Origin of the sequence: Paenibacillus dakarensis (assembly GCF_001373415.1) — a bacterium.
Classification (GTDB): domain Bacteria; phylum Bacillota; class Bacilli; order Paenibacillales; family Paenibacillaceae; genus Paenibacillus_AQ; species Paenibacillus_AQ dakarensis.
This window is the reverse complement of the sequence record NZ_CDSE01000023.1, coordinates 1-24,725: the sequence shown is the minus strand read 5'-3', so window position 1 is coordinate 24,725 and position 24,725 is coordinate 1. Positions and strand designations below refer to the sequence as shown.

Below are 24,725 nucleotides of genomic sequence, written 5' to 3'. Positions count from 1 at the left end.
AAATCAGTGGATAAATCATTCTTTTAGAATATCCACTGATTTGGCTGTTTGGACTTATGAAATTGACTCAACACAGGAGATTATTCACTTCACGCCTGAGCTTAGAAAGCTGCTTATAATATGCTTCTGAACCGTAAGGAACGCCAGTATTGGCGGAATAGATGCTACGGTTGCAACCGCCATCATAGGCCCCCAGGCTGTGCCGCCTTCAGAATTGATGAATAGCTGCAAAGCCAAAGGAATCGTGAACATTTTCTCATCGTTAATCACCATCAGCGGCCAGAAATACTCATTCCACACATTAATAAAGAAAATGATGCCAATCGCTACAATCATCGGCCGGACCGCAGGCACAACGATCAGCCACATACGCTGCCATTCATTCGCACCTTCCACCTGTGCTGACTCGAGCAGCGCTTTGGGGATTGTCCGAAACGCTTGTCTTAAGAAAAACACGCCCATGCCGTTTGCAAGCTGCGGTAAAATAATGGCGGCGTAAGTGTTCAATAATCCCCAATCACTCAATAACAAATAATTGGGCAGCATCGTAACTAGAACGGGAATAAACATACTGGCAATGATCAGGTAAAAGGCAATTTCCCGCCCCCAAAATCTGAACTGAGTTAACGCATAAGCGGCCACAATGCTGGTTAGCAACTGAAATATTGTCGCTGTCAGAGCAACAATAAATGAATTCGTAATAAATCCGAACATAGGCGTGGTTGAGATAGCGTGATGGAAATGCTCAAACGTAAGCGGCAGCGGGATCGGATTAAGAAAGTCAGTAAAGATTTGATCCGTTTCCTTCAGTGCTGTGCTCACCATCCACACTAGCGGAAAAAAACTGATTACCAGAGTGACAAGAAGCGGCAAGTGCCATAGATTAAGTTTAATTTTCATAGTGTACTCTCCGTTCCATCACAAAGGCCTGGAATATAATAAGCCCGATAAACGCGATAAATGTCAGTACGGCTACAGCAGACGCTAGACCGCTTTGGAAAAATTGGAACGCATACTGGTAAACATTAAACACTAGATGCGTCGTCATTTGATTAGGTCCGCCGTTCGTCAGCATCTGAATAGGAACGAAAGACCATTGGATGCCGAAAACGACCGTTACGACGAACACAAACATAATGGTGCCGCTCGAAAGCGGAATGTATATTTTCCGTAAAAGCCCTAAACTGCTGTTCACTCCGTCAATCCGTGCCGCCTCGACCAGATCCTGCGGAACGGATAAGATGCCGGACAAAAGTAAAATAAAGTGATAGCCGAATGTTTTCCATGATGTAATGATAACGACCGACAGGAGCGACCATCCGGGTGCGGACAACCAATTGATGCTGGGAATACCGAACAAGCCCAGAAAATGGTTGACCGACCCGCTGATCGGATTAAGCAGCCATAAAAAAACGATGGAAGATACAGCAAGGGATAACACAGTTGGTAAAAAAATAGCGCTTTTGTAAAAGGACTGCAGCCTGTTGCGAACTTGTGTAATCCCATAAGCGACGAGAAACGGAAACACGAGCAAGAATAATAATAGAAGCAGCGTATAAACAATTGTATTCTGTACCGATTTCCAGAACTCATCGCTGTTCAACAGGTGCGCATAGTTATCCAGCCCGACATACTGCCGGTTAACACTAACCATATTCCAGCTGTAGAAACTAATTTCCAACGACTTAGCAAGCGGATAAAAGACGAACACCGCGATTGGAATAAGAACGGGAGCCAAGTATAAATATGGTTTTAGTTGATTAAAAAACTTCATACAGGCGATCCGAGTTTCCCCATATTGTGTTCCAATGCTTCAGCATGCTCCAGCAGCAACTCCGTGGAGGTTCCGATGTTGTACTCCAAAATCAAGTCAATCTTATGCTGAGCACGTTCCAGCGCTCTCCAGATTCCGTCCCATTCTATCGTTCCTTCGCCAATAGGCACATGCTCATCATAGAGTCCATTATTATCATGCAGATGGACTACGGTCAGGCGTTCTCCCAGTCGCTCGATCATACGCGGAATGTCCCATCCATTGATATGGGCATGCCCAACATCAAGCAGCGCATCTATAGAAGGGATTTCGTTGAACAATTCTACAAATTCATCCTCATCGTACAAAGCGCATTCATGGAATCCGACATTCTCGACTACAACTTTCACACCGAGCGCTTCACCCATTTCTCCTAACTTTCTCAGATAGTTCTTGGAGCATTGCTGTGTTTCTTCCCGATGGTAAATAGGAGTGGATTGCAGATTCGGATGAATGACTGCATGCTTGGCTCCCAAACGTGCGGACCACTGAAGCGCCTGCTCATAAATCTCATAGGAATATTCGGTCAGAACGCTGTAACGCGGTGCGGCCAAATTGAGATCGAAGATAGGAGTATGCACACTGATTGGACCTGAGAACGCTTGGAATTTAGGATTTTGTTTGTTCCAGTCCGTTGCATTATTTGACCAATCATAACCTTCGGTTACAACCTCAATACCGCCTTTCCAGCGCTTCAAAAATTGATCCAATTGTTCCTCATCTCTCATATAAGGCAGCAAATTTATGAAAATCGTCATTTTTAATCTCCTCCTACATTTTTATTGTTATTTCAGCAGTTTACTAATTTTCTCCGCTGCAGCATTCAGTGCTTCCTCAGCCGTGTTCGTTCCATTCAAAACCTGATCCCTGGCATCGATCAGTGCTTGCTCAGCCTGCAATCCGTTTTCTCCCGGGAAGCTTGCCCATTGTACGCTCGAGCCTTTTTGTTCAATAGCCGCCTTCATAAGCGGGTTAGTCTCAAGAAATGGCTTCAAGCCGTTTGGATCTTCTGCAACGCCTTCGCGAGGCGGCAAATATCCTGTGCCTTCCACCCATGTCTTTAATGACTCAGGGGAATGCAAAAATTTGATGAACGTCCATGCTGCTTTTTGTTTTTCTTTATCAGTTGCGAATACAACTAGGGAGTTTCCGCCCGCTGGAATAGAACGAGGCTTGTCGCCGAAAGTAGGAGACTTTGTGGTACGCAAATCAAATTTGCTTTGCTCCTGAATCCCCACCATGCGTCCAATCGTGGTGTAGTACATCGCAATCTTTCCATTGCCGAACGCCTGCTGACCTTCTTCATGCTTTCCGTGGAAGGCCAGTTTGTTTTTCACCATATCGCCGACCATCTGATACGCTTCAATATTCTCAGTGGAATTGACGACTACTTTCCACCCATCTCCATCTTTCTCCAGCCAGCTTCCGCCGTTAGATTTCACAAGCGCGTACTGTGCCCAGTTATCCGGCGGCTCTTGAATATAAAGACCATAATTGCCGGTCTGGTCACGCACCTGCTCGCTAAGCTTCATAACCTCTTCCCAGGTAGCCGGCGGACTGTTAGGATCCCAGCCCACTTGCTTCAGGATATCCGCATTATAATAGAGCACCGGATTACTTAATCCATATGACAAACCGACCAGTCTTCCATCTTCAGCACGGCTCAGGTCTACTATATTGGGAAGAAAGTTGTCTTTAATGAAATTCGGCTCTTCTTCATCAAGCGCAGCAACTTCTTCAATAGGTGTATAAGGCAGATTGCCATTAATGTAGGACAAGTAGTTATATCCCATCATCGCAACATCAGGAGGTGTTCCACCAGCAATTGCAGCTTGCGCTTGTTGAATTACTCCTTGATATTGATTAGGGATATATTTGCCCACGACCTCCACCTTGTCTTGAGAAGCGTTAAAGCTTTCGATAATGCTCTTGACCTGGTTTCCACCCCATTCATTGGAATTGACATGCCAGTATTCAATCGTCACTTTCTTGCCGGAATTGCCGTTACTTGAAGAAGAACAGCCAGCAGTAACGGTTACGGCTAAGAGCAGCAAGCTTAATGCAACTATCCCTAATTTTCTCTTCATTTTGTTTCGTCCTCTCTATTGATCGTTACACAAATATGAAGCGCTTTCATTTTTTGTATTTTACAAAATAACCCATTCGAATTGTATACCAATACTACAGGCTTCAATGTTTCCGAGCAACGCTCCTTGATGAAGCCTTGAAATTTCATTAGCTCAACTACCACCTGCCTTTCTTTGATTTCCCTGCCCGCCAAGCTTCTTCAAGCTCTTCTGGCAGATTGAGGCGCAACGTTCATGATGCTGCAGTTGCTCCTGATGATGCACTACTTCATTCATGCACCTCCAATTTATGATGAGAAAATTGTATGAATTCCCGAATAGATCATCCCTGTGCCGTTCGTCTGAAGCACATCAGGAGAAATACGGGAAGAACCACCTATCGATGCGCTTATACCGTTGGATCGATGAACCGAGTCTCTGCTCACATTTGTTCATTTATGTATAATAATTGTTTATGTAAGATAATACTTGCGCAGGTAAATGCTGTCAAGTTATAATTTGAATTTTTTGTGAAACATCAAAAAAGCATGCTATTTACTTATAGAACGCCTTATTTCAAATTATATAATATACGTTTTTATGTTTGAAAATGAACAATTATGAGTAATCATCGCCTGCATTAGTCACCGCTTATCCTTATGATATCAACACAAAGAAACCCGTTTCCGGACCTATAAAGTCCTGGAAACGGGTTTTTAACATGCCATTCATTATGATGCATTTAGTACAAATTTCTCGATGACATGCTTAACGCCATCTTCATTATTGCTAAGCGTTACATAATCCGCGATCTTCTTAAGCGGTTCTATAGCATTGCCCATGGCAACACCAAGGCCTGCACATTCCAGCATTTCATGGTCATTCCAGGAGTCTCCGATGGCAATAGTCTCATCTAGCAGGCATCCGAAATGATTTGCCAGAAAGGTCAAGGCGTGGCCCTTGGTTCCCTCTTTATGCATAAACTCCAGGAAATGCGGTTTGGATTTGGTAATATGCATCTGATCGCCAAGCATCTCCTGGAACAAAGGGATCAGTTCATCGAGATATGCGGGATCATCGATAATAAGCAGTTTAGGTGTAGGCTGCTCAATCAGCTTCATGAAATCAGGCTCGATGTAGTATGGAGCACGGTTAAGTTCACAATAATCAATTAGCTTTTGATTCTCTTCCCGGGAGTAAATCTTATCATCGACATAAGTTTGCAGGTGCAGATTATGCTCCATGCAGAACTTGTACAGCTTCTTCGCACCATCGAGAGGAACATAACGCTCATACAGAACCTCTTCATCAAGCAAGTTCTTAATGAGTGCCCCTTGATAAGTAATAATAGGAACATTTAGTCCGGTCTGACGTGCAATTGCCTGTGCAGAGGTATAGGCTCGCCCAGTTGCGAGGGTAACAACAACATCTTTGGCGACAGCCTGCTCAAGCGCATGCTGGACACCGGGTGTTACTTCTTTATCGTCATTAATCAGTGTGTCATCGATGTCAATGGCTATCAGTTTATAGGTAGTCATGGATTCCTCTCCTTTTTTCTGTCTGTATCTCCTATTGTACCGGATGCGGTGCGGATTTCAATTCGGCAATAATCATCCCTGCCAGTATGAGAAGGCAGCCAATACCGCCAATCCAGCCCAGAACTTCCCCTGCGAACAATATCCCGGTCAAGGCAGCGAATACCGGCTCTGTTGCAAAGATAATCGCGACCCGTGAAGGTGTCGTGAATTTTTGGCAGACCGTCTGAATCCAAAAGGCAAAAGCGCTCGTTGGGCCGATGGATACGAGTAACGCAATGGCTACCTCAGGCTGAAGCAGCTTGTCCATGAGGACAGGCAGGCTCCCTGTATCTTCTGTGAGAAGTGAAGCGATCAAGCTGAGGAGCCCGACAAAAGTCATCTGAAGTGCAGCCAGGGGAAGCGAAGGGTACCGAGATGAATACAGCCCTGTGTAACCAATATGCAGAGCAAATCCTATGGCACAGATTAAGACCAGAATGTCGCCTGTATTCCATTTCATCTCGGAACCGGCGAATGCAAGCAAGTACAACCCTACCGCTGCCAGCAGGGCACTAAACCAAGTAAAGCGGGAGATGGAATGCCGCAGCAGGAAATAAGACAGGAACGGTACGATGACAACGGAAAGACCGGTAATAAACCCGGCGTTCGAAGTGGTCGTATACAGCAGCCCTACGGTCTGGAAAGCGTAGCCTATAAATAAAAAAAGGCCGAGCAGGCAGCTGTGAAGTAACATTTTTCGAGACAATAAACGCCACTGGTCACGATAGAAAAAGGTTGTAATGATCGCTAACAAGAGTCCGGCACCAATAAAGCGAACGCTGTTAAAGGCCATCGGCGGAAGCACCCGAACGGTGTGCTGCACAATTAAGAAGGTACAGCCCCACATCATGGCGATAAGAAGCAGGCTGAGGTCTGCGAGGCGAGAGCGGTTCAAGGTTGGTCATCCTTTCAGGAAGGTATATAAAACGTTGATTAAATACACAAGTGAACAAATTGTATCCCATTATTTTGAAGGCGGCAATACTAATAGAGTCCTTTATAGTAAGTGGTTTCCAAATCATTAATATAGAGAATGGAAAGGGTAGACAAAAAGAGGTTATTTTTGTTATACTAAAACGCCGAACGTATATTCCCGTTAATTACATCAAGAGACTGAAAGGAAGTTATGTATTATGATGGGAAGAGCCCATTTGATTATTAGTACCGGCGTCACCTTGTCGGTTATGGGGCTGACCGGAATTCCTGTCACATTACCGGCAGCGGCAGTTGCGGTGATCAGTTCGCTGCTGCCTGATATCGATGAGCCGAATTCCATATTGGTAAGAACAGCGATCCCGACCGGTTTGCTGCGCGTGCTTCAACTGGCTCTCGTTGCGGGAGCGATATTTATTTACTATTTTGGGCAGGATTATGCTCCATGGAATCTGGCATTGGCGGGACTAATAGCCGTCGTATCCTTTCTGCCGGGAAGAACGCTTCGTCATATTGTGATGTTCATGATTGGTCTGGGACTTGTTCAATTCGGCCAATCATTCAGTCCCTGGAATACGATTGCCGGTTGTGTACTGATGATATCTTCGCTCGTATCCCACCGGGGACTGACGCACTCCTTATACGCCGTCTTGGGCTGGACGCTGCTGTTATATTTCGGAACCGGTGGAAGCGCCGCAGGGCAGAGCCTATGGGTTGCAGGGGGCTTGTCTTATGGTCTACACTTGGCTGCAGATATGCTTACGAACCGTGGAATTCGGCCATTGCCTCCGCTAAAGTTCAGAATCAAGTTCAAATTGATGAGTACGGGAAGCAAATGGGGAAATATCGTAGAGAATATTTGTATCGTGCTTACACTTGTCCTGGTGTGGTATGTGTTTCTAGCTTCATAAATGAATTTACCGGTATTGTTCAAGCTCATTTATACGAAAAGCCTCAATACGGAGAACAAACGGTCTCTGTATCGAGGCTTTTTTTAATATGGATCAGGCTCGGTTACTCTTCAAGGAAAATCAGGCTGATCAGGTCATCAAGCTCCAAATTACCGAAGTAATGCTTTACATCGATGGAAGCAAGGGCTTCTCTGACTACGTTTTCCTCATAGCGTTTGCCTCGAAGTGCATTTTCAATATCTGCTACATCGCCTACACCGAAGAAGTCGCCGTAAATTTTGATCTCGCCAATATGGCCATCTTTGATGTTCATCCGGATATCAATGATGCCGACCGGAAATTTCTTCGCGTGCTTCACATTGCTTTCCGGTGATAAGCCATAGTTCCAGTCCCAGTTCTGGTAACGTTCCTTAGAGATTTGGTTAATGATTTCCCAATCCTTCTCCTTCAGGACATACTGAGGAACTTCGTCCGGTTCCATACCGAAGATCGAGCGGAGCAATTCCGCACGGAACTGTTCAATCGTCATATCGGTTCCGTCTGCTCCAAGCAGTTCCTTGATGTTGGCTACACGGCTGCGGACGGATTTGGTGCTTTTCGATTTAAACTTCTCCGGATTTACATTCAGTGAAGATTGTACATCTTCCAGGTTGAGATCAAACATCAGTGTTCCATGACTGAACATACGCCCGCGGGTAGAGAATTGAGCATTGCCGGAAATTTTCTTCTCTCCAACTTGAATGTCGTTTCTGCCGCTGAGCTCAGCGGGAACACCCATCTTTTGCAGAAAATCAATGACAGGCTGCGTGAATTTCAGGAAATTGTGAAAGGATTGGCCATCATCTTTGGTAATAAAGCTGAAATTCAAGTTACCAAGATCATGATAGACCGCACCGCCTCCGGACAAGCGCCGCACAACCTTAATGTTGTTATCACGGACATACTCCTGATTGATCTCTTCGATGGTGTTTTGATGCTTGCCTATAATGATCGATGGCTGGTTAATGTAAAACAGCAGGTAGCTTTCATCCATCGGCAGATGCTTTAGAGCATATTCTTCAATGGCCAGGTTAATGGATGGATCATGAATTCCTTGATTATCGATAAACAGCATATGTACGCCTCCGTATGGTTTGTATCAGCTTATAGTGCTTCAGGTCTATTGTAAACTAACGCTTGCCCTAAGAGCAAAGATTCAGCCTGAAAAAGTGAAAATGGAAAAGAAAATGAACTGCCGCTATGAAGTTCAAGGTTGTAAGCTGGGCGAATATTGCATATAATCGTCAACAGAGAAGAGTGCTTGGCAAAAAAAGAATATTTAAAACTTGCGCGGTCCCGGAGAGAGCAATCTCTATAGTTAGCTGCTCCCGGGTTAAAAGGGAAGCCGGTTAAAGTCCAGCACGGTCCCGCCACTGTGAATCAGGGATACATTCATTTATGCCACTGGCCTGTACGGGTTCGGGAAGGCGAAGGTATCATTTCAACCTGAAAGTCAGGAGACCTGCCCGCTTGATCATCTAACGGTCCTTCGAGGAAAGGATTGCGTTTGGCGGACTTATGCCCTGGACGAGCAGACCACAAACGTAAGCCCTTGATTCTCTTAGGGAGAGATTAAGGGCTTTTTACTGTTTAAACTTGGGATTAGGAGAGAAATCGAGTGAATAATTATAGGGAATCATGGTTTCCTGCCCGGGTAGCGGAATTAGCGATATATTCGGCAGGAGAAGCAAGATCATGAGTAAAAAGCTTGCGGTTTACGGAACGGCTGGCTTACTGCTCTTATTGCTGACACTCGTGGTCAGCCTTGGCATTGGCTCCGTGCATCTGCCTGTTAAGGAGATTGGTGCAATGCTTCTTCACCGGGTGCCATGGATTGGTGATTCCATCGCGATGAACTGGGAAGTCTCTTCCGAGCAGATCATTATGAAGGTAAGACTTCCCCGCATTCTGCTGGGCATGCTTGTTGGGGCTTCTCTTGCGGTTGCTGGCGCTGCATTCCAAGGTGTTCTGCGTAATCCGCTCGCGGATCCGTTTACGCTAGGGGTATCCTCCGGTTCTTCACTTGGGGCTGCTTTTCTGATCTTCTACGGATTGCAGTATTCCTTCGCAGGAGCCTGGACGCTGCCCTTGGTCGCGTTTCTGACTGGAATTATCACGTTATGGATTGTGCTGCTGCTGGCTAGGGATCAGGGTAAAATACCGACCCATGGGCTGATTCTATCCGGTGTGGTCATGCAGTCATTTCTCGGGGCGGCGGTATCGTTCCTGACGGTGATGTCCAAGGAAACCCTGACCGATATTTTGTTCTGGACGATGGGAAGCTTAAGCATGAGAGGATGGACATACATCGCTGTTCTATTTCCTTATTTCACTTTAGGACTGCTGTATTTGTGGAGCCGGGCGCGCATGCTGAATCTTCTCGCACTAGGGGAACGTCAGGCGGCCCATATGGGACTTCATGTAGACCGCCTGAAGACGAGCGTCCTCATCATAGCTACGCTGCTGACGGCAGCTGCTGTATCGGTATCGGGTGTAATAGGCTTCGTGGGCTTGGTTGTACCTCATATGATCCGTTTAATAACAGGTTCGGATTACCGGATCATTATCCCACTGTCCGCCTTGGGAGGAGCCATTTTTATGGTCTGGTCCGATACCGCAGCGAGAACATTACTGTCGCCGACTGAGATTCCGATCGGTGTTGTAACAGCGTTTGTGGGTGCTCCGTTCTTTGCCTATTTGCTGTACCGGAACAAGAAGCAGCGCAGGGAGGGAAGGTCATGATTACACTTCAAGGTGTCAGCAAACGTTATGAGCGGTTGAACGCGGTGTCGGAAATAGACTGGTGCGTGAGTCAGGGGGAATGGTGGGGGGTTATCGGACCGAACGGAAGCGGCAAGTCAACGCTGCTGCAGCTTCTGTCTGGTGTAGAAACGCCATCTGCGGGACAAATCACGCTTCAGGGAAGAGAAATTTCAAGTTACAGCCGAAAAGAAATGGCCCGGATTGTTGCTGTGCTTCAGCAGGATGGTCTTGCTCCTACGGATTTTACGGTACGAGAAGTGCTTGAGATGGGGCGGTATCCTTTTCAGGACTGGCTGGGACGGGAGAAGAGAGATACAGCACCGCTGCTTGATCGTATTATTCATAAGCTTGAGCTTGAAAATCTGGAATCCCGTAGGCTGGATCAGTTAAGCGGAGGACAGAGACAGCGTGCAGCCTTGGGGAAAGTGATGGCACAGGAGCCAGACCTTTTATTACTGGATGAACCTACTACGTATCTGGATATCCGGTATCAGCTGCAATTCATGAACATGGTAGCAGAGTGGCGTGAAGAAACAGGCATTACTGTTATTAGTGTGCTGCATGATCTGAACCTGGCTGCCCAGTTCTGTGATCGGCTGCTGGTCCTGAAAGACGGGAATATAGCGGGAGAAGGAGTTCCGTCCAAATTACTGACAGAGGATTTTATCCGGCAGGTGTTTCGGGTGGACCCGGCAGTAGTGATGCACCCTGAGAATGGAGCTCCACAGGTACTGTTGACGGCATGCCATAGATCTGCAAGCGGATAAAATGGTGTTAATAAGGACTGCAGGTATTGATAAATGAAATATGCTGCAAAACATTGGACGGCTATTAGCCGTCTTTTTCGCATTAACAGAATTTCTTTTTCATAATAATAGATAACGGGTGGGATTTTAAGGGTAATGTTTAAAGTGTATTTATATTTGGAAATGAATACGTATATCACTTATTTAAAATGGGGAGGCATCATACATGGATACAGCCTGGATTGTTATTAATGTCCTTGTTCTGCTTCTGCTTATCGGAATACTGTACTGGATGCAGAAGAAACATTATTCATTTACGAAGCGGGTATTTGCGGGTTTAGGGCTCGGTGTATTATTTGGTGCCATTTTGCAATTAATCTATTCTGCAGATTCAGATGTCGTTGCAAAATCAACACAGTGGTTTAACCTGGTGGGTTACGGTTATGTCCGCCTGCTGCAAATGATGGTCATTCCGCTCATTATGGTATCGATTATTTCTGCGATTATGAATTTAAAGGGCGGCAAGAATCTCGGCAAAATGAGCGGTCTGATCATTGCTGTTCTGATTCTGACGACAGGTGTTGCAGCCTCGGTCGGAATCACGACATCACTTGTCTTCGATCTTTCTGCGGAGAATATACAGGCCGGAGCTGCAGAGCATGAGCAGGGCGCTCTGTTGGAAGATAAACTGGGGGATGTAAGCAATCAGACACTGCCTCAGCAAATTCTGGAGTTTATCCCGTCCAATCCGTTCGCGGATATGACCGGTGCAAGAAAATCATCCACAATCGCGGTTGTCATCTTCTCCGCCTTCATCGGCGTCGCCTTGCTTGGGCTTGATCGCAAGCAGCCGGAACAGGCCGAGACATTCCGGGGAATGATCCGAGCGTTGTATGCTGTGGTGATGCGGATGGTAACCCTGATCCTCAGACTGACGCCGTACGGGATTTTGGCGCTGATGGCCAAGACCATAGCAGGAACGGATTTCCAGGTTATTCTGGACTTAATCGATTTTGTGCTAGCTTCTTATGTCGCTTTGATCGTTATGTTCTTGATTCATATGCTTCTGCTGCTTCTGTTCCGATTCAATCCGGTCACTTATATTCGGAAGGCGCTGCCTGTATTGACGTTTGCGTTCACTTCCCGCTCGAGTGCAGCATCCATACCGCTGAGTGTGCAGACGCAGAACAAGAAGCTTGGTGTGCAGGAGGGGATAGCGAATCTGGCGGCTTCTCTTGGTGCGACCATGGGCCAAAATGGATGTGCAGGAATTTATCCTGCCATGCTGGCCGTCATGATTGCGCCAACGGCTGGAATCGATCCGACGGATTGGTCATTTATCCTTCCGTTGATCGCTGTTGTGATGATCAGCTCCTTCGGTGTCGCAGGTGTAGGCGGCGGGGCAACCTTCGCTTCCCTGATTGTACTATCCACGATGAATCTGCCGGTCGCTTTGGCGGGACTTCTGATCTCGGTGGAACCATTGATTGATATGGGCCGGACAGCTCTAAATGTTAATGGATCAATGACAGCCGGTATGATTACGGGCAGAGTCATGAATGATGTCAACGATAACGTATTTAAGGATCGAAATCAGGATATTGATATCATGCAATCGTAATGCAAAGATTTAAGGAAGCCGTACCCTCCCGGGTAAGGCTTTTTTGTTTAGGCTTCGGACAGTTGAGAGGGTGAAATGCGTGAAAATAAAATACCAATCCGGATATTCTATTTCCAGTACAGTTATTGTATATTCAAACAAAGCCACCAGCGAGTTTGAAGAATGGTTAGCGGAATAGTAATCGGGGGTTTTATTACACAGGAGTGACTTTATGCCATTAACGTTTGCACATCCGGCAGCTGTACTGCCATTTTCGAGAAAGAGCAAATACGTCGATTTTTCTGCATTGGTTCTTGGGAGCATGGCTCCTGATTTTGAATATTTTCTGAGAGGGAGACCTATAGGAGAGATTGGACATACCTTTAGCGGGTTTCTATATTTTAATCTTCCGTTGGTGATTCTCTTGTACGGGATATATCATATCGTAATCCATCAAACTCTTGTAAAGCATCTGCCTGCTACTTTACAAGAGTCGATTCCAGCGAAGAGCAACTCCAGCCTGGGACTTCGAATCATCGTCTTTGTTTATTGTGCGATAGTCGGGATGGTGACACATGTGGTGTGGGACGCATTCACGCATAAGCATGGATTTATGGTTACAAAGTTTCCGTCTCTGAGTCATACGTTTCACATCGCTGGTTATGATATACCGTTATACAAGTTCCTGCAGCATGGAAGTACATTACTGGGATTAAGCATCATACTTGTTTACATGTATTATAGAGCGGCCCATACTCAGGGAACTAAGGTGAATAGTGTGCCGCCGAAACAGAAAGTGTTCTTTTGGACTGCATTCATCCTGTTAGCTATACTAACGCTGGTATGCTGGTATCTCATAGACTATGTTTCAATCCGGAGCTACGGCGTCGCTGTGGTTCGCATAATCGACTCAGCCTTCATCAGCCTGTTCATTATGTCTTTGTTCATCAAATACAGGAATGGGTTTCAATGAAAAATAGCTTTCCAATTAAAAACGGCCATTCCTCTGTAAAGCTTGAGGAATGGCCGTTTTTTGTGTAGTTAAGTCAGCTTAGCCTAAAACGGTAAGCTGTTTAGGGAACGAAGTCAATACTTCAACGCCGTTGTCTGTTACGTATACATCATCCTCGATCCGTACTCCTCCAACGCCGGGAACATAGATGCCGGGCTCAATCGTGAAGACAGCGCCGCTGGTAAGCAGATCTTCATTTAGGCCGTGAATGGAAGGGTACTCATGCACATCAAGCCCCAGACCGTGGCCCAGGCGATGCAAGAAGGCAGGGCCGTAGCCTGCTTCTTCAATGACGGATCGGGCTGCTTTATCAATGGATCCGTAGGTAACCCCGGGTTTAACCGCGCGAATCGCTGCTTCATTCGCTTCCAGAACCGTGTTGTATATGCGTTCTTGCTCCTTGCTGATTTGGCCGACAGCGAAGGTACGGGTAATGTCCGACGCATATCCTCCCGCGTATACACCCATGTCGAACATAAGCAGGTCCCCTTCCGCAATCTTCCGTGATCCCGGAACGCCGTGGGGAAGGGCGGTGTTCGTGCCGGTCAGCACCATCGTGTCAAAGGAAGGAGCGTCTGCCCCTAGCTTTTTCATCAAATACTCCAGCTCGGCCACAAGCTCGATTTCCTGCATTCCGATCTTTACCTGCTTTAATCCCTGTGCAAGAACATCTTCCACAAGAGCGACAGCCTGTTTCATGATAGTGATTTCACTCTCTGACTTTCGGACACGCATATCACGCAGCACCTGACCTGCATCTATATACGAACGGGCAGGAAGGAATTGCTGAAGCTGTTCATAACGGGAAACGGTAAGCTGTTCCTTTTCAACAGCCAGGGTTCCGATCGATCCATTAATCTGTTTACGGAGCAGTTCATAAGGATTATCTGTATCCTGGTGGGTTACGATGCTGCTCACGGACGAAGCGGCTGCAGCGGCATCCCCATCCAGCGCCGGAACGATGAGTTTAGGTTCCTCACCGCGCTGCATCAGCAGCCCAAGGAAACGTTCATGCGGATCACTTGCAAACCCTGTTACATAATACACATGCTTGGGATCGGTTATTAATAAAACATCCCAGTTATTTATGGACATCGCTTGGGTTAATTGATCTAGTCTTTCATTCATGGTTATATACATCCCTTTCCACTTTGTTCACAATGGTAGTTTGTCTAGTTACAAGCGTAGCCTTTTCGGGGAGTGAAGTAAAGTGTGGGGGAGGACAAGCTGGTTTTCTGGGGATCTACTGGTGTGAACTAGTCGAAAGAATCTGTAGCGTGCAATGATACAAGAAAAAAATGCGTTTCTTGCCGGTCTCCTGTAAAATAAACATACATATATCTACACAAGTTGCGGAGGATTAGACATGGCAATTGAACACCATCAGATTGATTATGCTGTTAAAGAAGATTTGCCGGCCATTGTAGACATTTATAACTCGACGATATCTGGCAGAATGGTTACTGCAGATCTGGAGCCTGTGACAATAGAGAGCAGGATTCCCTGGTTTGAGGAGCATACCTCTGATTCGCGTCCGCTGTGGGTCATGCGCAAGAATGGTGAGGTTGCGGCTTGGATGAGCTTTCAATCCTTTTACGGGCGGCCTGCTTATCAGGGAACGGCTGAGATCAGCATTTATGTCGCTGAGAAGTATCGCGGGACCGGTGCAGGAAGCATCCTTATCGTGAGGGCGCTGAAGGAATGCCCTCGTCTTAAAGTAAGTAACCTCGTTGGCTTTGTCTTTGGACATAACGAGCCGAGCTTGAAGCTGCTCGCAAAATTTGGCTTTGAACAGTGGGGTCTGCTTCCTGCTGTTGCAGAACTGGATGGGGTTAAGCGTGACCTCGTTATTGTGGGTCGTGCCATTGAAAGTTAAAAAAGCTGATTAATCAATAGACGATAAGGCAAGAGGGGGGGACATAGCATGGATAGTGAAAGTTCGAACTCGTCATCATTTCGTTTTTTAACAGGTGAAAGAGTCTATTTAAGACCGATTGGACTGGAGGATGCGGAAAGCTATTATCGCATGGTTTTAAATCCGGAGGTCAGAAGGCTGACCGGAACTCAGCAGCCGTTTACGCTGGAGGGAATTCGCAGCTACATTGAAAGCCTGTCAGGGGACAGATCTACAATCCTGCTGATCATTGCTTTATCCGAAAACAATGAGTTTATTGGGGATATTGCTTTGCTGGACATTGATCGAACGAACCGTAAAGCAAGCATGCGAATTGCTATTGAGTCAGACAAGCATATGGGGAAAGGATACGGCTCGGAGGCCATTCGCCTGCTTCTGGAATATGGCTTCGGTTTTCTGAATCTGCACCGGATTGAACTGCAGGTGTTCGGGTATAATGAACGTGCGATCAAGGCCTATGAAAAAACGGGATTCAAACAAGAGGGTGTGCAGAGGGATGTTCTATTTTATGACCACTGTTATCATGACGCAATTATGATGAGTATTCTGGAGGATGAATATCGGGAGATGTATCACCAATCATAACAGCAAAATTTTGTTACGGACCATAACTCCTCTTTCTTAGAAGGGAGCTTGTGGTCTTTTTTTGTGCCGGAATAGAGATTACCTATAGCACTTATAGTTACCCGGTCTTGGACGTAAAGAACTTTAAGCGATACGATGTGAAAAAAAGATTGTATGTAGTTCACTATTTTCAAGGAGGGAGTAAGATGTTGTCCTCTTTCTTCATTACATTATATAGTGTCTTTCTTCCAATCTCCCTGCCTGTCATCGCCGGGGGCTTATTGAAACGGTTTAAAGGGCTGGAAACCAAAACGCTGTCAGCCCTCTCGCTATATGTTACAAGCCCTGCGCTCATCTTTGAGACACTGGCTAATAGCTCGGTCACCTCAGGAGATGTAGCAGTAACAATTGCTTTCTGTATTCTTAATGTCCTTGTTCTCTGGCTGCTGTGTGGAGCTGTTGGGAAGATGCTCAAGCTTTCACAGCCGGAACGATCCGGGCTTGGCCTTACGACCATGTTTACGAACAGTGTGAATTATGGTTTGCCTTTGGTACTGCTTGCTTTCGGACAAGCGGGACTCGATAAGGCTTCCGTATATGTTATTGTGCAGATTATTATTATTAATACGATTGGTGTGTATCTGGCCGCAAGATCGCATTTTTCCGCAATGAAGGCTGTGAAGTCTGTCTTTACGCTTCCATCGGTGTATGCAGCGTTCCTTGCTGTCTTAATGAGGCTTACAAATGTGAACCTTCCGGAAGGGCTTGAGACAGGTATATCGATGCTGTCAGCCGCCTATGCCCCTTTAGCGCTGGTCATCCTTGGAGCACAGATGATGGGAGTGCGCGGCGGCAAAGAAGCTTCTTCGGTCTCACTCCGGGGATTTTGGTCGGGTATGGTTATGCGTATGGCCGTGGCCCCTTTAGTAGCTTGGTCAATTCTCGCTGCCTTGTCCGTGAAAGGTACATTGTTTGAAGTCATCCTGATTCTATCCGCTATGCCAGCGGCAGTGAATGCGGTGATCCTTGCAGAGCAGTATGATGCAGCACCGAGGCTGGTGTCCATGTGCATTTTGTGGACGACACTGGCTTCCTTTATCCTTTTGCCTGTTCTCATCGGTGTACTATAAGCTAATGTAAAGGACCATATGTCTACGTTATTGTGGTTCATTCCTCGTTGTTAGGTGTAAAAATAACCAGCAGCAGATAACCAGGTCTCCTGCGGAAAGCAGGACAAGAAGGGGAGGTGGAGCATATGGATCCACGCGATCGCCGTGAGAGCGTTGAGGTAGAGACGCGCAATGTTGAGGAGCGGAATGATTCCAGTATGGTTGCTTCTACGCTTATCAAGTACGTAGCATATTTAATTATCTTTTTCGGGCTGTTATACTTCCTGATCAGGTACGTGTTCCCGATGTTTTAAAATGTTTAACTCAACTTAGATATATAGATAACAGCAGGGCCGGGCATTAGTCCCGGTCTTTTTGTGTTGCGGGAGATGTGAAACGTTGATTTTTTTATTCTTAGTTAAAAGGTTGTAATTGACTTTATTTTTCTCTGTAACTATAATTATTATATGAAGTAAGTGAGGAGTGATACACATGCCAGCAGTTTTGCATCCGTCCACAGAACTTGGACAAATATCGCTGCGTATTCGCAATTTGGCAAGATCCATACAATTTTATACTGAAGTGGTTGGATTGAGAATGCTTCGTCTGGAAGGGAAGGTAGCCGAACTGACGGCAGACGGCAAGAGCACGATGCTCGTCCTTGAAGAGGTAGAAGGTCTGGTTCAGCAGCCTGAACGTACAGCGGCCGGCCTTTATCACTTTGCAATTCTTGTACCTGATCGGGTGAGCCTGGGGCTGGCTCTCCGTAATTTGGCTGCACATCATATTCCGATAGGGCAAGGGGACCATCTGGTTAGTGAAGCACTTTATTTCAGCGATCCTGATCATAATGGAATTGAAATCTATGCTGACCGCCCTCGGGATACCTGGAAGTGGGATGCACAGGGTGAAATTGGGATGACTACCGATCCTGTAGATGTAGAGGGCCTGCTTGCTGAATCCGAAGGTAAGGAGTGGAGGGGGCTTCCCGAAGGAACGGTAATCGGACATGTGCATTTTCATGTATCCGATCTTCAGGAAGCTAAGCGGTTCTACTGCGATGTTCTCGGATTCGAATTGACAGCGCACTATGGCAATGCGGCATTGTTCCTTTCGGCAGGAGGCTATCATCATCACATCGGGTTAAATGTGTGGGCAGGAGCAGGTGTACCGAATACTCCATGGAGTGCGGCGGGCATGAGTTATTTTACTGTGATGCTTCCAGATAAAGAGGAGCTGGAAGTTGTAAAAGGACGGATTCGCAGCGCTGGGCTTGTGATCGAGGAGCGTGGGGGAGACTTTTATGTGAAGGATCCTTCTGATATTGAAGTTAGATTCACAATCGGCGTTGGCGGTACAACCGGCTAATAGATCATTAGGCAAATCGCCCTTGATGGCATGGATGCGGTGAAGCATTCGCGCTGATCAAGGGCGATTATTCTATACATATATTCATGTGCTTCTCACGTGATATGGGTAAGCTCTTCTAGTGTACGTATCATATATTCCACCAGATTGGGGATATCCGACATGTTGTCCTCATTAATTTTGCGAGGGAATTTCAATTCAATTGTGTTATTGTAAACGAGAGGTTCATTACTATAAACACAACTGAGCGTCTGAACCGGAGCGATCTGGGGCTCCCAGATGACCTGCATGAGATTGGATATTCGCCGGCATTGCTCATTCACATTCTTAACTTTTGTGTAGAAGCGAAGCGATAAGGCACAGCCTGGCTGTTCACCCGGCAGTTCTAATATTTCCGCAGCCAGATCTTTTAGGAAAGCTTCGATCCGGATTTCAGCAGAAGCGCTTGTTTGCGGGACTAAATCGAACCTGAGACTGAAATCCCGCGACATCGTTGCCATATCCATCCGGTCTGTCCGGCCTGTGACCAAAATCCGCCCATCTAGATTATCCAGATCATAAACTGTATTTTCTATTGCAACCTTTAAGTTTTCGAAGATGGTTGGATCGAACATTAAAGACACTTCCTTCTGACAGTGATAATTAAACATGAATGTGGTTAATATACCACACCCTGTGAGGAAGAGAAACATCATCGCTTATATCAAGATGCTGTAGCATTAATCGGTGGGGGAATACATATGAACAACTATCCAATTGTTATTGACGATGCTTGGTTTACGGTATCTCAAATTGACCAAGAAACGTTCGCAATCAGCGAATACGGTCATTGGGAGAAGGTCCATTCTTATCTGCTAATCGGTAAAAATAAGGCGGCACTTATTGATACGGGACTTGGCATTGACCAGATGAAACGAATGACCGATCAGCTCACGGATCTGCCGATTATTGTACTAACAACGCATGTCCATGCAGATCATATCGGCAGCCATGGCCAGTTTGATGAAATTTATGTGCACGAAGCCGAAGAAGATTGGCTGGTAAATGGAATTCAGAAGCTGAGCATTGAGCAAATCCGCAAGGATATAGGCCGGGACATAACTCGTCCTGTGCCGGACACATTCGATCCCAGTACATATAAGCCGTATCAGGGTCAGCCAACAGGATTGCTTCATGATGGAGATGTTATCGATCTGGGTGACCGTAGTTTGACGGTATATCATACACCTGGTCACTCACCCGGCCATATTGCTCTGTTTGATGTACGCCGGGGGTTTCTGTTCACCGGAGATCTGCTGTATGATGAGACGCCCATCTACGCCTTTTATCCAACAACAGACCCTGAAGATTTGGTCAACTCGCTGGAACGAATCTCTCAGCTTGCGGGTGTAAATAAAATATTCGGCGGACATAACACGATCGGACTGGAGCCTGACTTGCTTGAAGAGGTGCGGGAAGCAGTTCGGCAGCTGCGGGAGCGGGATGTAATCCGTCACGGAACGGGAATTCACTCTTTTGCCGGGTTTCGTGTGCAGTTTTAATATAATTATCGGTATGGTCTTTGCTCGAAAAATAAGAGGCACGACTCTTGTGAGTCTTGCCTCTTTTAGCTGTTTCTGTGGCTTCAATTCTTCGTGCAAGCTGTGAGGAATATTTAATAACTTCGATCCATATTCTTTCCGTAATAAATCTCGTCCATTTCAAGCTTCAGCCGTTCCGTAATTTCCTGCTGCTCCTGTGCCGAAAGCTTGTCTTTGGTGTACCCGAAGAGATAATTGTCCAGATCAAACTGCTTCAGCTTGCATTTGGTGTGGAAGATATTCTCCTGATACACGTTGACGTCAATCATATCATACAGTTCCTGAACCTCATTCGGAATATAGTTCTGGATGGAGCTGATTTCGTGGTCAATGAACAGCTTATGCCCGTTAATGTCCCTCGTGAAGCCGCGAGTCCGGTAATCGATTGTCATAATATCGGTGTCAAAAGAATGAATGAGATAATTCAGTGCCTTAAGCGGCGAGATTTCTCCGCAGGTAGAGACATCAATATCTGCGCGGAAGGTGCTGATGCCTTCATCGGGGTGATATTCGGGATACGTATGAACCGTGATATGACTTTTGTCCAACTGAAGAACGACATTGTCCGGCAATGGTCCAGGCGATTCATCATACGATTCCTCGGGCACCTCGACGACAGGCCCTTCGGAGACAAGCACCGTTACACTTGCTCCCTGCGGTACATAGTCCTGCTGTGCAATGTTGAGCACATGGGCACCGATAATATCAGAGACATTTTTTAATATCTTTGTCAGTCTGTCGGCGTTATATTGTTCATCAATGTATTCAATATAGGCTTCGCGTTCAGCCTTTGTTTTGGTATAACAGATATCATACATATTGAAACTGAGTGATTTTGTAAGATTGTTGAAGCCATGAAGGGTAATACGCTGTTCCGGTTCTGCTCTCATATCTCATTTCCCCTTATGTTCAAGTTTGGTTATTTTCCTGAGATGCTCCTATCTTTTCCATAGGCATGGTTAATTACACAAGGAGCGCTGAAATCCTGCAGACTGTACTTAACAATGTGTTTACCCGAATCTTCCTCTTTCTTAACAGGCAAAAAGGCCGATCGCACCTGTAGTGGATCAGCCCTTAAGTATCGTTTATTAATCTCTAGGATAATTCATTGCCATGATATCCATGAAGGGAACCTTGATAATCTCCCCATGTGAAGTGACATGAACTCGGCCTGTACGAGAGTCCATCTTGATGATCCGGCCTCTAACGGTTTCTTCCCATCCCCAGACGGTGAGCTCAACTTCAGAATCCTCCTGAAATGCTTCTGTCAGCTGATTGCCGAGCTCCTCCAGTACAAACTCATCCCTTGTTGGTCTCTTGGGCACCTTAGCTTTAGCCATATTATATTCCTCCTTAATCATGTCGGTCATGATGAAATATTGATGATTTATATCAATCAATGACTTATGAAATTGTTGATATGATCATTATAAGGCTTAACATCATGTTATCCAAAAGTTATATAGAATCAGCGGGTATGGAGCGGTTTGGAAGATACTGTCACTTTGTAGGCTACGGGGGATAATATGGAGGATAACCACCCCCACCCTGAGAAAGTTGATGGATTACTTCTGCTCTGCAGGGTAGTAAAATGACGCACGTGCTCTTCATATATAAAGAGTTTTTAAACGGCATCTAACAACCGGATGGAGATGATTTTATGAAAAAATATTTATTTTTTTAATGGTGATATGTTTTGTTGTAGCTGCTGCAGGCTGCAGTAAGTCGATTGGAAAGTATGAGTATCTGATTCCAGAAGATTACGTTGGATGGGTTTATATTATATATGATCAATCAGAGTATCCAGAGATCAAAATGGAGAATGGATTAACTACCATCCGAATTGGAAAGGACGGCATTCTTAAAACATCAAACAAAGATGCCCGCTATGGTACTTCTACTGACAAATTTTTTTACGTAGATGAAGAAGGAAATAAGATAAGCGAAATTGATCAGACAGAAGAGATTCACGGTCGGAATATGTCAAACAGAGGAGGAGGCGGCGTAAAGAATGGTGTAGAGTACACAATAGGACTAATTCCTACTGTCGAATCCTTTTTTGTAGGAGATGAGAGTCTGATGGAAAAGTACAAGAACGTTTATCCAGAGGACGAAATGGAGCAAACGAAGTAGCGTAGCGTCTAAAATCAGAAATAAAGAGCCACCCCGCAGGATACAATATCTTTTGGGATAACTCTTATGTATTTTTGCTACTGAAAACGATCTATTGCCGTCCCGGCACAGTCTGAATTCGTTCTTGTATTTGTTCTCCACTATTCGCAGCAGAGCTTGCCTTCGCCAGACTCGATACTGGATTTCAAACTTCCGAGCATCTGCTCCCATGCCTGTACATGCCATTCCCTCGCCTGTAACCAGTCTTCAGAATCTCCCCAGCCTGTATGAAGCAGCGATACCTGAGTCCCGTTCTCCAGAGGTTGAAGTTTAACCTCGACAACGGTTAAATGGTCCTCGTGATTCATAGCTGCTGCAAAGGGATCAGGCCCTTTCCACTGAAACGCTAGAGTATTGCAAGGTTCAAGCTTTACTATTTTGCAGCCCTTGGTGCTCATCGTGCTCTTGTTGGCAGGATTAAAATAGAGCTCAAACTTTCCATTCAAACGGGGCTCAATTTCAGCTGACGGTGCAAACCATTCAGTGATCCGATCGCTCTCGGTCCAAGCACGCCACACAAGTTCAGGTTTGGATTCAATAGTGATAGATTGTGAAATGTTCATATGCATTCCTGCTTTCTCTATGAATGAATCTAGCTTTACTTTCTTTATAAGAGTATAACTTGAAACCCGGACGGAAAATTCTCCTACTTTGCGTTTTTTTTCTGATCCTGCTCAAATAATAAAAGTGGGAGGTTGATGACAATCGGGGGATCAAAGGGACTAGGTTCCCTTAGTGTAATCTTGAGGTTCAAGTCTGTTGTTTCATCAACCAGAATGGAATGATCATATATACCTCTCGGTGCGTGTTCCAGCAGGAAATAATCCCTTGGATTCAAACTCCAGGGGATACCGGCTGCCAGCACATAGTACGTTCCATGAGGGACTCCGGTAAATTGACATGTTCGGTTCCGAAGATTGAGTGCGGTCCCGGCTACAGGTCTCTGATCGGGAACAGGACGAGGGAATAGACCGACAAAAATCAAGCCGCGAAAGGTTTCGGGCGTTGTTACATGACACTGAATGCGGGGGAGCACACTTTCCTGTCCCTGGGGCAGAGAAAGTGGTGCAGATTCATACTGCTTCACGTAATTGTGAAGGAGTTCAGATGAAGAACGAAACTGTTTAGGCGATAAGCCTACAAACTGTTTGAACCTTGTATGAAAGGACCCGCTGCTGCTAAACCCGATGGAGTGCAGTATTTTGACGAGCAGTGAGGGCTCTTTCAATAGGTAGGACTTGCCGGACTCAATCCGCAAGGCCGAAAGATACTGGCGGATCGTAATTCCGGTGATGGATTTGAATACCCTGGCAAAATGGTACGGACTGTAGCCCACGATATTCGCGAGCTGCTCGGCCTTGATATCTTCATTCAAATGTTCCTTCATGTACTGAATGGCCTTTTCTACGGCCTCTTCACGATAGTCGTTCATGATGGATTTTGACGAAACGGATACATGAAAGATTTTGGAACCGGGCTTTCAAATCGCATGAGCTGGCCATCTGCTGGATGTGTAAAGGCGAGTACTTTGGCATGGAGACCTAATCTGCCGAGGATCTTGGATTTTGAGCCGTATTTCTTGTCGCCTACAATCGGATGGCCGATGTCCTCCATATGGACACGTATTTGATTTTTGCGGCCTGTCTCCAGGTTGACCTCAAGCAATGAATAATTCCGGTTCGATTCAATTGTCTTGTAATGGGTGATGGCATGCTGACCGTCATTCGGATATGGACTGGAGTACATTTTCAGCGTACTGCTCTCTTTAAGCCATGAAGAAATAGTACCCTCGGGCTTTTTCACGGCTCCTTCAACAAGAGCAACATAGGTGCGTTCCTTCACGGTGTCCTGCCATGTGTTCTGAAGCGCCTGCTGAACCTGCTCGCTTTTGGCAAACATCATGACACCGGAGGTGTCGCGGTCAAGACGGTGGACAACGAAAATACGTCCATTTGGATCCTGGCTACGTACATGCGCCATTAATTGGCGATAGGCAGTCATCTCGTTTTCTTTTGGAGAAGCGATTGACAGAAGACCCGCATCCTTCTGAATGACAATAACATCATCATCCTCATGGAGAATGGATAGCCCTACAAGTGCCGGCTTGTCCGATACTTTATCTTTACTAAGTGTAATGATCTGACCGGGAACCAGTGCATGGTTGTAGGCTGTAACCGGTTGTCCATCCACGAGCACCTGACCCCGTGCGAGAAGAGACTTAACCGAGTTACGGCTCAGGTTGGAAATGCTGCTTAACAGAAATGCGAGTAATTCTGAAGGCTCGCTTACGGTATACGCCTTGGCTGGCGCCGGTTTAGAATGGGACTTCGCTGCGCCGCTCTTATAGGAACGTCCCCCAGATTTTCGTCTGTTATCTGCGGCTGAGCGAGGCTTGTTCGATTGATAGTCGGCGCCTTGTTCTGAAGCTGCGGCTGAGCGTGAAGAAGGTTGTTTATATGACTTCGGTCCCTTGGCGGGACGACGTTTGTTATCCATGGTCATTCTCCATCCTGAAGTAGATTTCAGAGTCAACTATACCATGCACCGGCGGGTAATT

General features: G+C 46.0%; 26 protein-coding genes and 1 riboswitch. Of the genes, 12 read left to right on the top strand and 14 right to left on the bottom strand.

The features are described from left to right. Positions 1-84 precede the first annotated feature (84 nt). The 6 genes from BN1234_RS06630 to BN1234_RS06600 all read right to left on the bottom strand — a co-directional run bounded on the left by BN1234_RS06630 (position 85) and on the right by BN1234_RS06600 (position 6,351). Positions 85-900, bottom strand: a complete 816-nt coding sequence (locus BN1234_RS06630) for a carbohydrate ABC transporter permease (protein ID WP_054955880.1) — start codon at positions 898-900, stop codon at positions 85-87. Continuing rightward, positions 890-1,774, bottom strand: a complete 885-nt coding sequence (locus tag BN1234_RS06625; protein ID WP_054955879.1) for a carbohydrate ABC transporter permease — start codon at positions 1,772-1,774, stop codon at positions 890-892. Before BN1234_RS06625 ends, BN1234_RS06630 begins: the two co-directional genes overlap by 11 nt. After that, on the bottom strand, positions 1,771-2,571 hold the full coding sequence (locus BN1234_RS06620) for a sugar phosphate isomerase/epimerase family protein (protein WP_054955878.1): 801 nt from the start codon (positions 2,569-2,571) through the stop codon (positions 1,771-1,773). Before BN1234_RS06620 ends, BN1234_RS06625 begins: the two co-directional genes overlap by 4 nt. Before the next feature lie 27 nt (positions 2,572-2,598). Next, complete coding sequence (locus BN1234_RS06615; RefSeq protein WP_054955877.1) at positions 2,599-3,900, bottom strand: ABC transporter substrate-binding protein; 1,302 nt, start codon at positions 3,898-3,900, stop codon at positions 2,599-2,601. Between the two features lie 710 nt (positions 3,901-4,610). Further along, the gene (locus tag BN1234_RS06605; protein ID WP_054955875.1) at positions 4,611-5,417 is read right to left on the bottom strand and encodes a Cof-type HAD-IIB family hydrolase; all 807 of its coding nucleotides are present in this window, start codon (positions 5,415-5,417) and stop codon (positions 4,611-4,613) included. A 31-nt stretch (positions 5,418-5,448) separates the two neighbouring features. After that, positions 5,449-6,351 carry a DMT family transporter gene (locus BN1234_RS06600; RefSeq protein WP_054955874.1) on the bottom strand — a complete coding sequence of 301 codons (903 nt, stop codon included), beginning with the start codon at positions 6,349-6,351 and terminating at the stop codon, positions 5,449-5,451. A gap of 238 nt (positions 6,352-6,589) precedes the next feature. Here BN1234_RS06600 and BN1234_RS06590 point away from each other — a divergent pair, with 238 nt between their 5' ends. Then, positions 6,590-7,300 carry a metal-dependent hydrolase gene (locus BN1234_RS06590; RefSeq protein ID WP_054955872.1) on the top strand — a complete coding sequence of 237 codons (711 nt, stop codon included), beginning with the start codon at positions 6,590-6,592 and terminating at the stop codon, positions 7,298-7,300. Positions 7,301-7,403: 103 nt separating this feature from the next. On the opposite strand, the gene lplA is transcribed toward BN1234_RS06590, so the two are convergent. Further along, entirely contained in the window at positions 7,404-8,414 is a 1,011-nt protein-coding gene (lplA, locus tag BN1234_RS06585) for a lipoate--protein ligase (RefSeq protein ID WP_054955871.1), read from the bottom strand. A 199-nt stretch (positions 8,415-8,613) separates the two neighbouring features. Then, positions 8,614-8,822, top strand: a riboswitch (cobalamin riboswitch). A 212-nt stretch (positions 8,823-9,034) separates the two neighbouring features. On the opposite strand from lplA, the gene BN1234_RS06580 reads away from it, so the two are divergent. The 4 genes from BN1234_RS06580 to BN1234_RS06565 all read left to right on the top strand — a co-directional run bounded on the left by BN1234_RS06580 (position 9,035) and on the right by BN1234_RS06565 (position 13,421). Continuing rightward, positions 9,035-10,081, top strand: a complete 1,047-nt coding sequence (locus tag BN1234_RS06580) for a FecCD family ABC transporter permease (RefSeq protein ID WP_054955870.1) — start codon at positions 9,035-9,037, stop codon at positions 10,079-10,081. Further along, positions 10,078-10,869: an ABC transporter ATP-binding protein gene (locus BN1234_RS06575; protein WP_054955869.1), complete on the top strand. Its 792-nt coding sequence runs from the start codon at positions 10,078-10,080 to the stop codon at positions 10,867-10,869. The genes BN1234_RS06580 and BN1234_RS06575 overlap by 4 nt, the downstream gene beginning before the upstream one ends. Before the next feature lie 205 nt (positions 10,870-11,074). After that, positions 11,075-12,469, top strand: a complete 1,395-nt coding sequence (locus tag BN1234_RS06570) for an L-cystine transporter (RefSeq protein WP_054955868.1) — start codon at positions 11,075-11,077, stop codon at positions 12,467-12,469. 211 nt (positions 12,470-12,680) lie between these two features. Then, positions 12,681-13,421 carry a DUF4184 family protein gene (locus tag BN1234_RS06565; protein ID WP_054955867.1) on the top strand — a complete coding sequence of 247 codons (741 nt, stop codon included), beginning with the start codon at positions 12,681-12,683 and terminating at the stop codon, positions 13,419-13,421. A gap of 78 nt (positions 13,422-13,499) precedes the next feature. Here BN1234_RS06565 and BN1234_RS06560 read toward each other — a convergent pair whose 3' ends face one another. Further along, entirely contained in the window at positions 13,500-14,588 is a 1,089-nt protein-coding gene (locus BN1234_RS06560; protein ID WP_054955866.1) for a M24 family metallopeptidase, read from the bottom strand. 238 nt (positions 14,589-14,826) lie between these two features. Between BN1234_RS06560 and BN1234_RS06555 the strand changes: the two genes are divergently transcribed. The 5 genes from BN1234_RS06555 (at position 14,827) to BN1234_RS06540 (ending at position 18,416) form a co-directional block, all read left to right on the top strand. Then, positions 14,827-15,336, top strand: a complete 510-nt coding sequence (locus tag BN1234_RS06555) for a GNAT family N-acetyltransferase (RefSeq protein ID WP_054955865.1) — start codon at positions 14,827-14,829, stop codon at positions 15,334-15,336. A gap of 48 nt (positions 15,337-15,384) precedes the next feature. Further along, positions 15,385-15,960: a GNAT family N-acetyltransferase gene (locus BN1234_RS06550; protein WP_054955864.1), complete on the top strand. Its 576-nt coding sequence runs from the start codon at positions 15,385-15,387 to the stop codon at positions 15,958-15,960. A gap of 185 nt (positions 15,961-16,145) precedes the next feature. Next, positions 16,146-17,069 (top strand): AEC family transporter, encoded by a 924-nt coding sequence (locus tag BN1234_RS06545; RefSeq protein WP_054955863.1) that lies wholly within the window; start codon positions 16,146-16,148, stop codon positions 17,067-17,069. Between the two features lie 125 nt (positions 17,070-17,194). Further along, a complete protein-coding gene (locus tag BN1234_RS22460) occupies positions 17,195-17,362 on the top strand; it encodes a hypothetical protein (protein WP_170307997.1) in 168 nt (55 codons plus the stop codon). A 178-nt stretch (positions 17,363-17,540) separates the two neighbouring features. Next, positions 17,541-18,416 carry a VOC family protein gene (locus tag BN1234_RS06540; protein WP_054955862.1) on the top strand — a complete coding sequence of 292 codons (876 nt, stop codon included), beginning with the start codon at positions 17,541-17,543 and terminating at the stop codon, positions 18,414-18,416. A gap of 95 nt (positions 18,417-18,511) precedes the next feature. Here the strand turns inward: BN1234_RS06540 and BN1234_RS06535 are convergent, their stop codons facing one another. Further along, positions 18,512-19,030 carry a hypothetical protein gene (locus tag BN1234_RS06535; RefSeq protein WP_054955861.1) on the bottom strand — a complete coding sequence of 173 codons (519 nt, stop codon included), beginning with the start codon at positions 19,028-19,030 and terminating at the stop codon, positions 18,512-18,514. A 126-nt stretch (positions 19,031-19,156) separates the two neighbouring features. Here BN1234_RS06535 and BN1234_RS06530 point away from each other — a divergent pair, with 126 nt between their 5' ends. Beyond that, a complete protein-coding gene (locus BN1234_RS06530) occupies positions 19,157-19,957 on the top strand; it encodes an MBL fold metallo-hydrolase (protein WP_054955860.1) in 801 nt (266 codons plus the stop codon). Between the two features lie 113 nt (positions 19,958-20,070). Here BN1234_RS06530 and speD read toward each other — a convergent pair whose 3' ends face one another. Both speD and BN1234_RS06520 read right to left on the bottom strand, forming a co-directional pair. Beyond that, entirely contained in the window at positions 20,071-20,886 is an 816-nt protein-coding gene (gene speD, locus BN1234_RS06525; RefSeq protein WP_054955859.1) for an adenosylmethionine decarboxylase, read from the bottom strand. Between the two features lie 198 nt (positions 20,887-21,084). After that, complete coding sequence (locus BN1234_RS06520; RefSeq protein WP_054955858.1) at positions 21,085-21,336, bottom strand: YolD-like family protein; 252 nt, start codon at positions 21,334-21,336, stop codon at positions 21,085-21,087. 343 nt (positions 21,337-21,679) lie between these two features. Between BN1234_RS06520 and BN1234_RS06515 the strand changes: the two genes are divergently transcribed. Continuing rightward, entirely contained in the window at positions 21,680-22,129 is a 450-nt protein-coding gene (locus BN1234_RS06515) for a DUF6843 domain-containing protein (protein ID WP_054955857.1), read from the top strand. A gap of 140 nt (positions 22,130-22,269) precedes the next feature. Here BN1234_RS06515 and BN1234_RS06510 read toward each other — a convergent pair whose 3' ends face one another. The 3 genes from BN1234_RS06510 to BN1234_RS06500 all read right to left on the bottom strand — a co-directional run bounded on the left by BN1234_RS06510 (position 22,270) and on the right by BN1234_RS06500 (position 24,664). Beyond that, positions 22,270-22,731, bottom strand: coding sequence for an SRPBCC family protein (locus BN1234_RS06510; protein WP_054955856.1), 462 nt, complete (start codon positions 22,729-22,731; stop codon positions 22,270-22,272). Between the two features lie 83 nt (positions 22,732-22,814). After that, positions 22,815-23,600 (bottom strand): AraC family transcriptional regulator, encoded by a 786-nt coding sequence (locus BN1234_RS06505; protein WP_054955855.1) that lies wholly within the window; start codon positions 23,598-23,600, stop codon positions 22,815-22,817. Continuing rightward, positions 23,597-24,664 carry an RluA family pseudouridine synthase gene (locus tag BN1234_RS06500; RefSeq protein ID WP_054955854.1) on the bottom strand — a complete coding sequence of 356 codons (1,068 nt, stop codon included), beginning with the start codon at positions 24,662-24,664 and terminating at the stop codon, positions 23,597-23,599. Before BN1234_RS06500 ends, BN1234_RS06505 begins: the two co-directional genes overlap by 4 nt. Positions 24,665-24,725 lie beyond the last annotated feature (61 nt).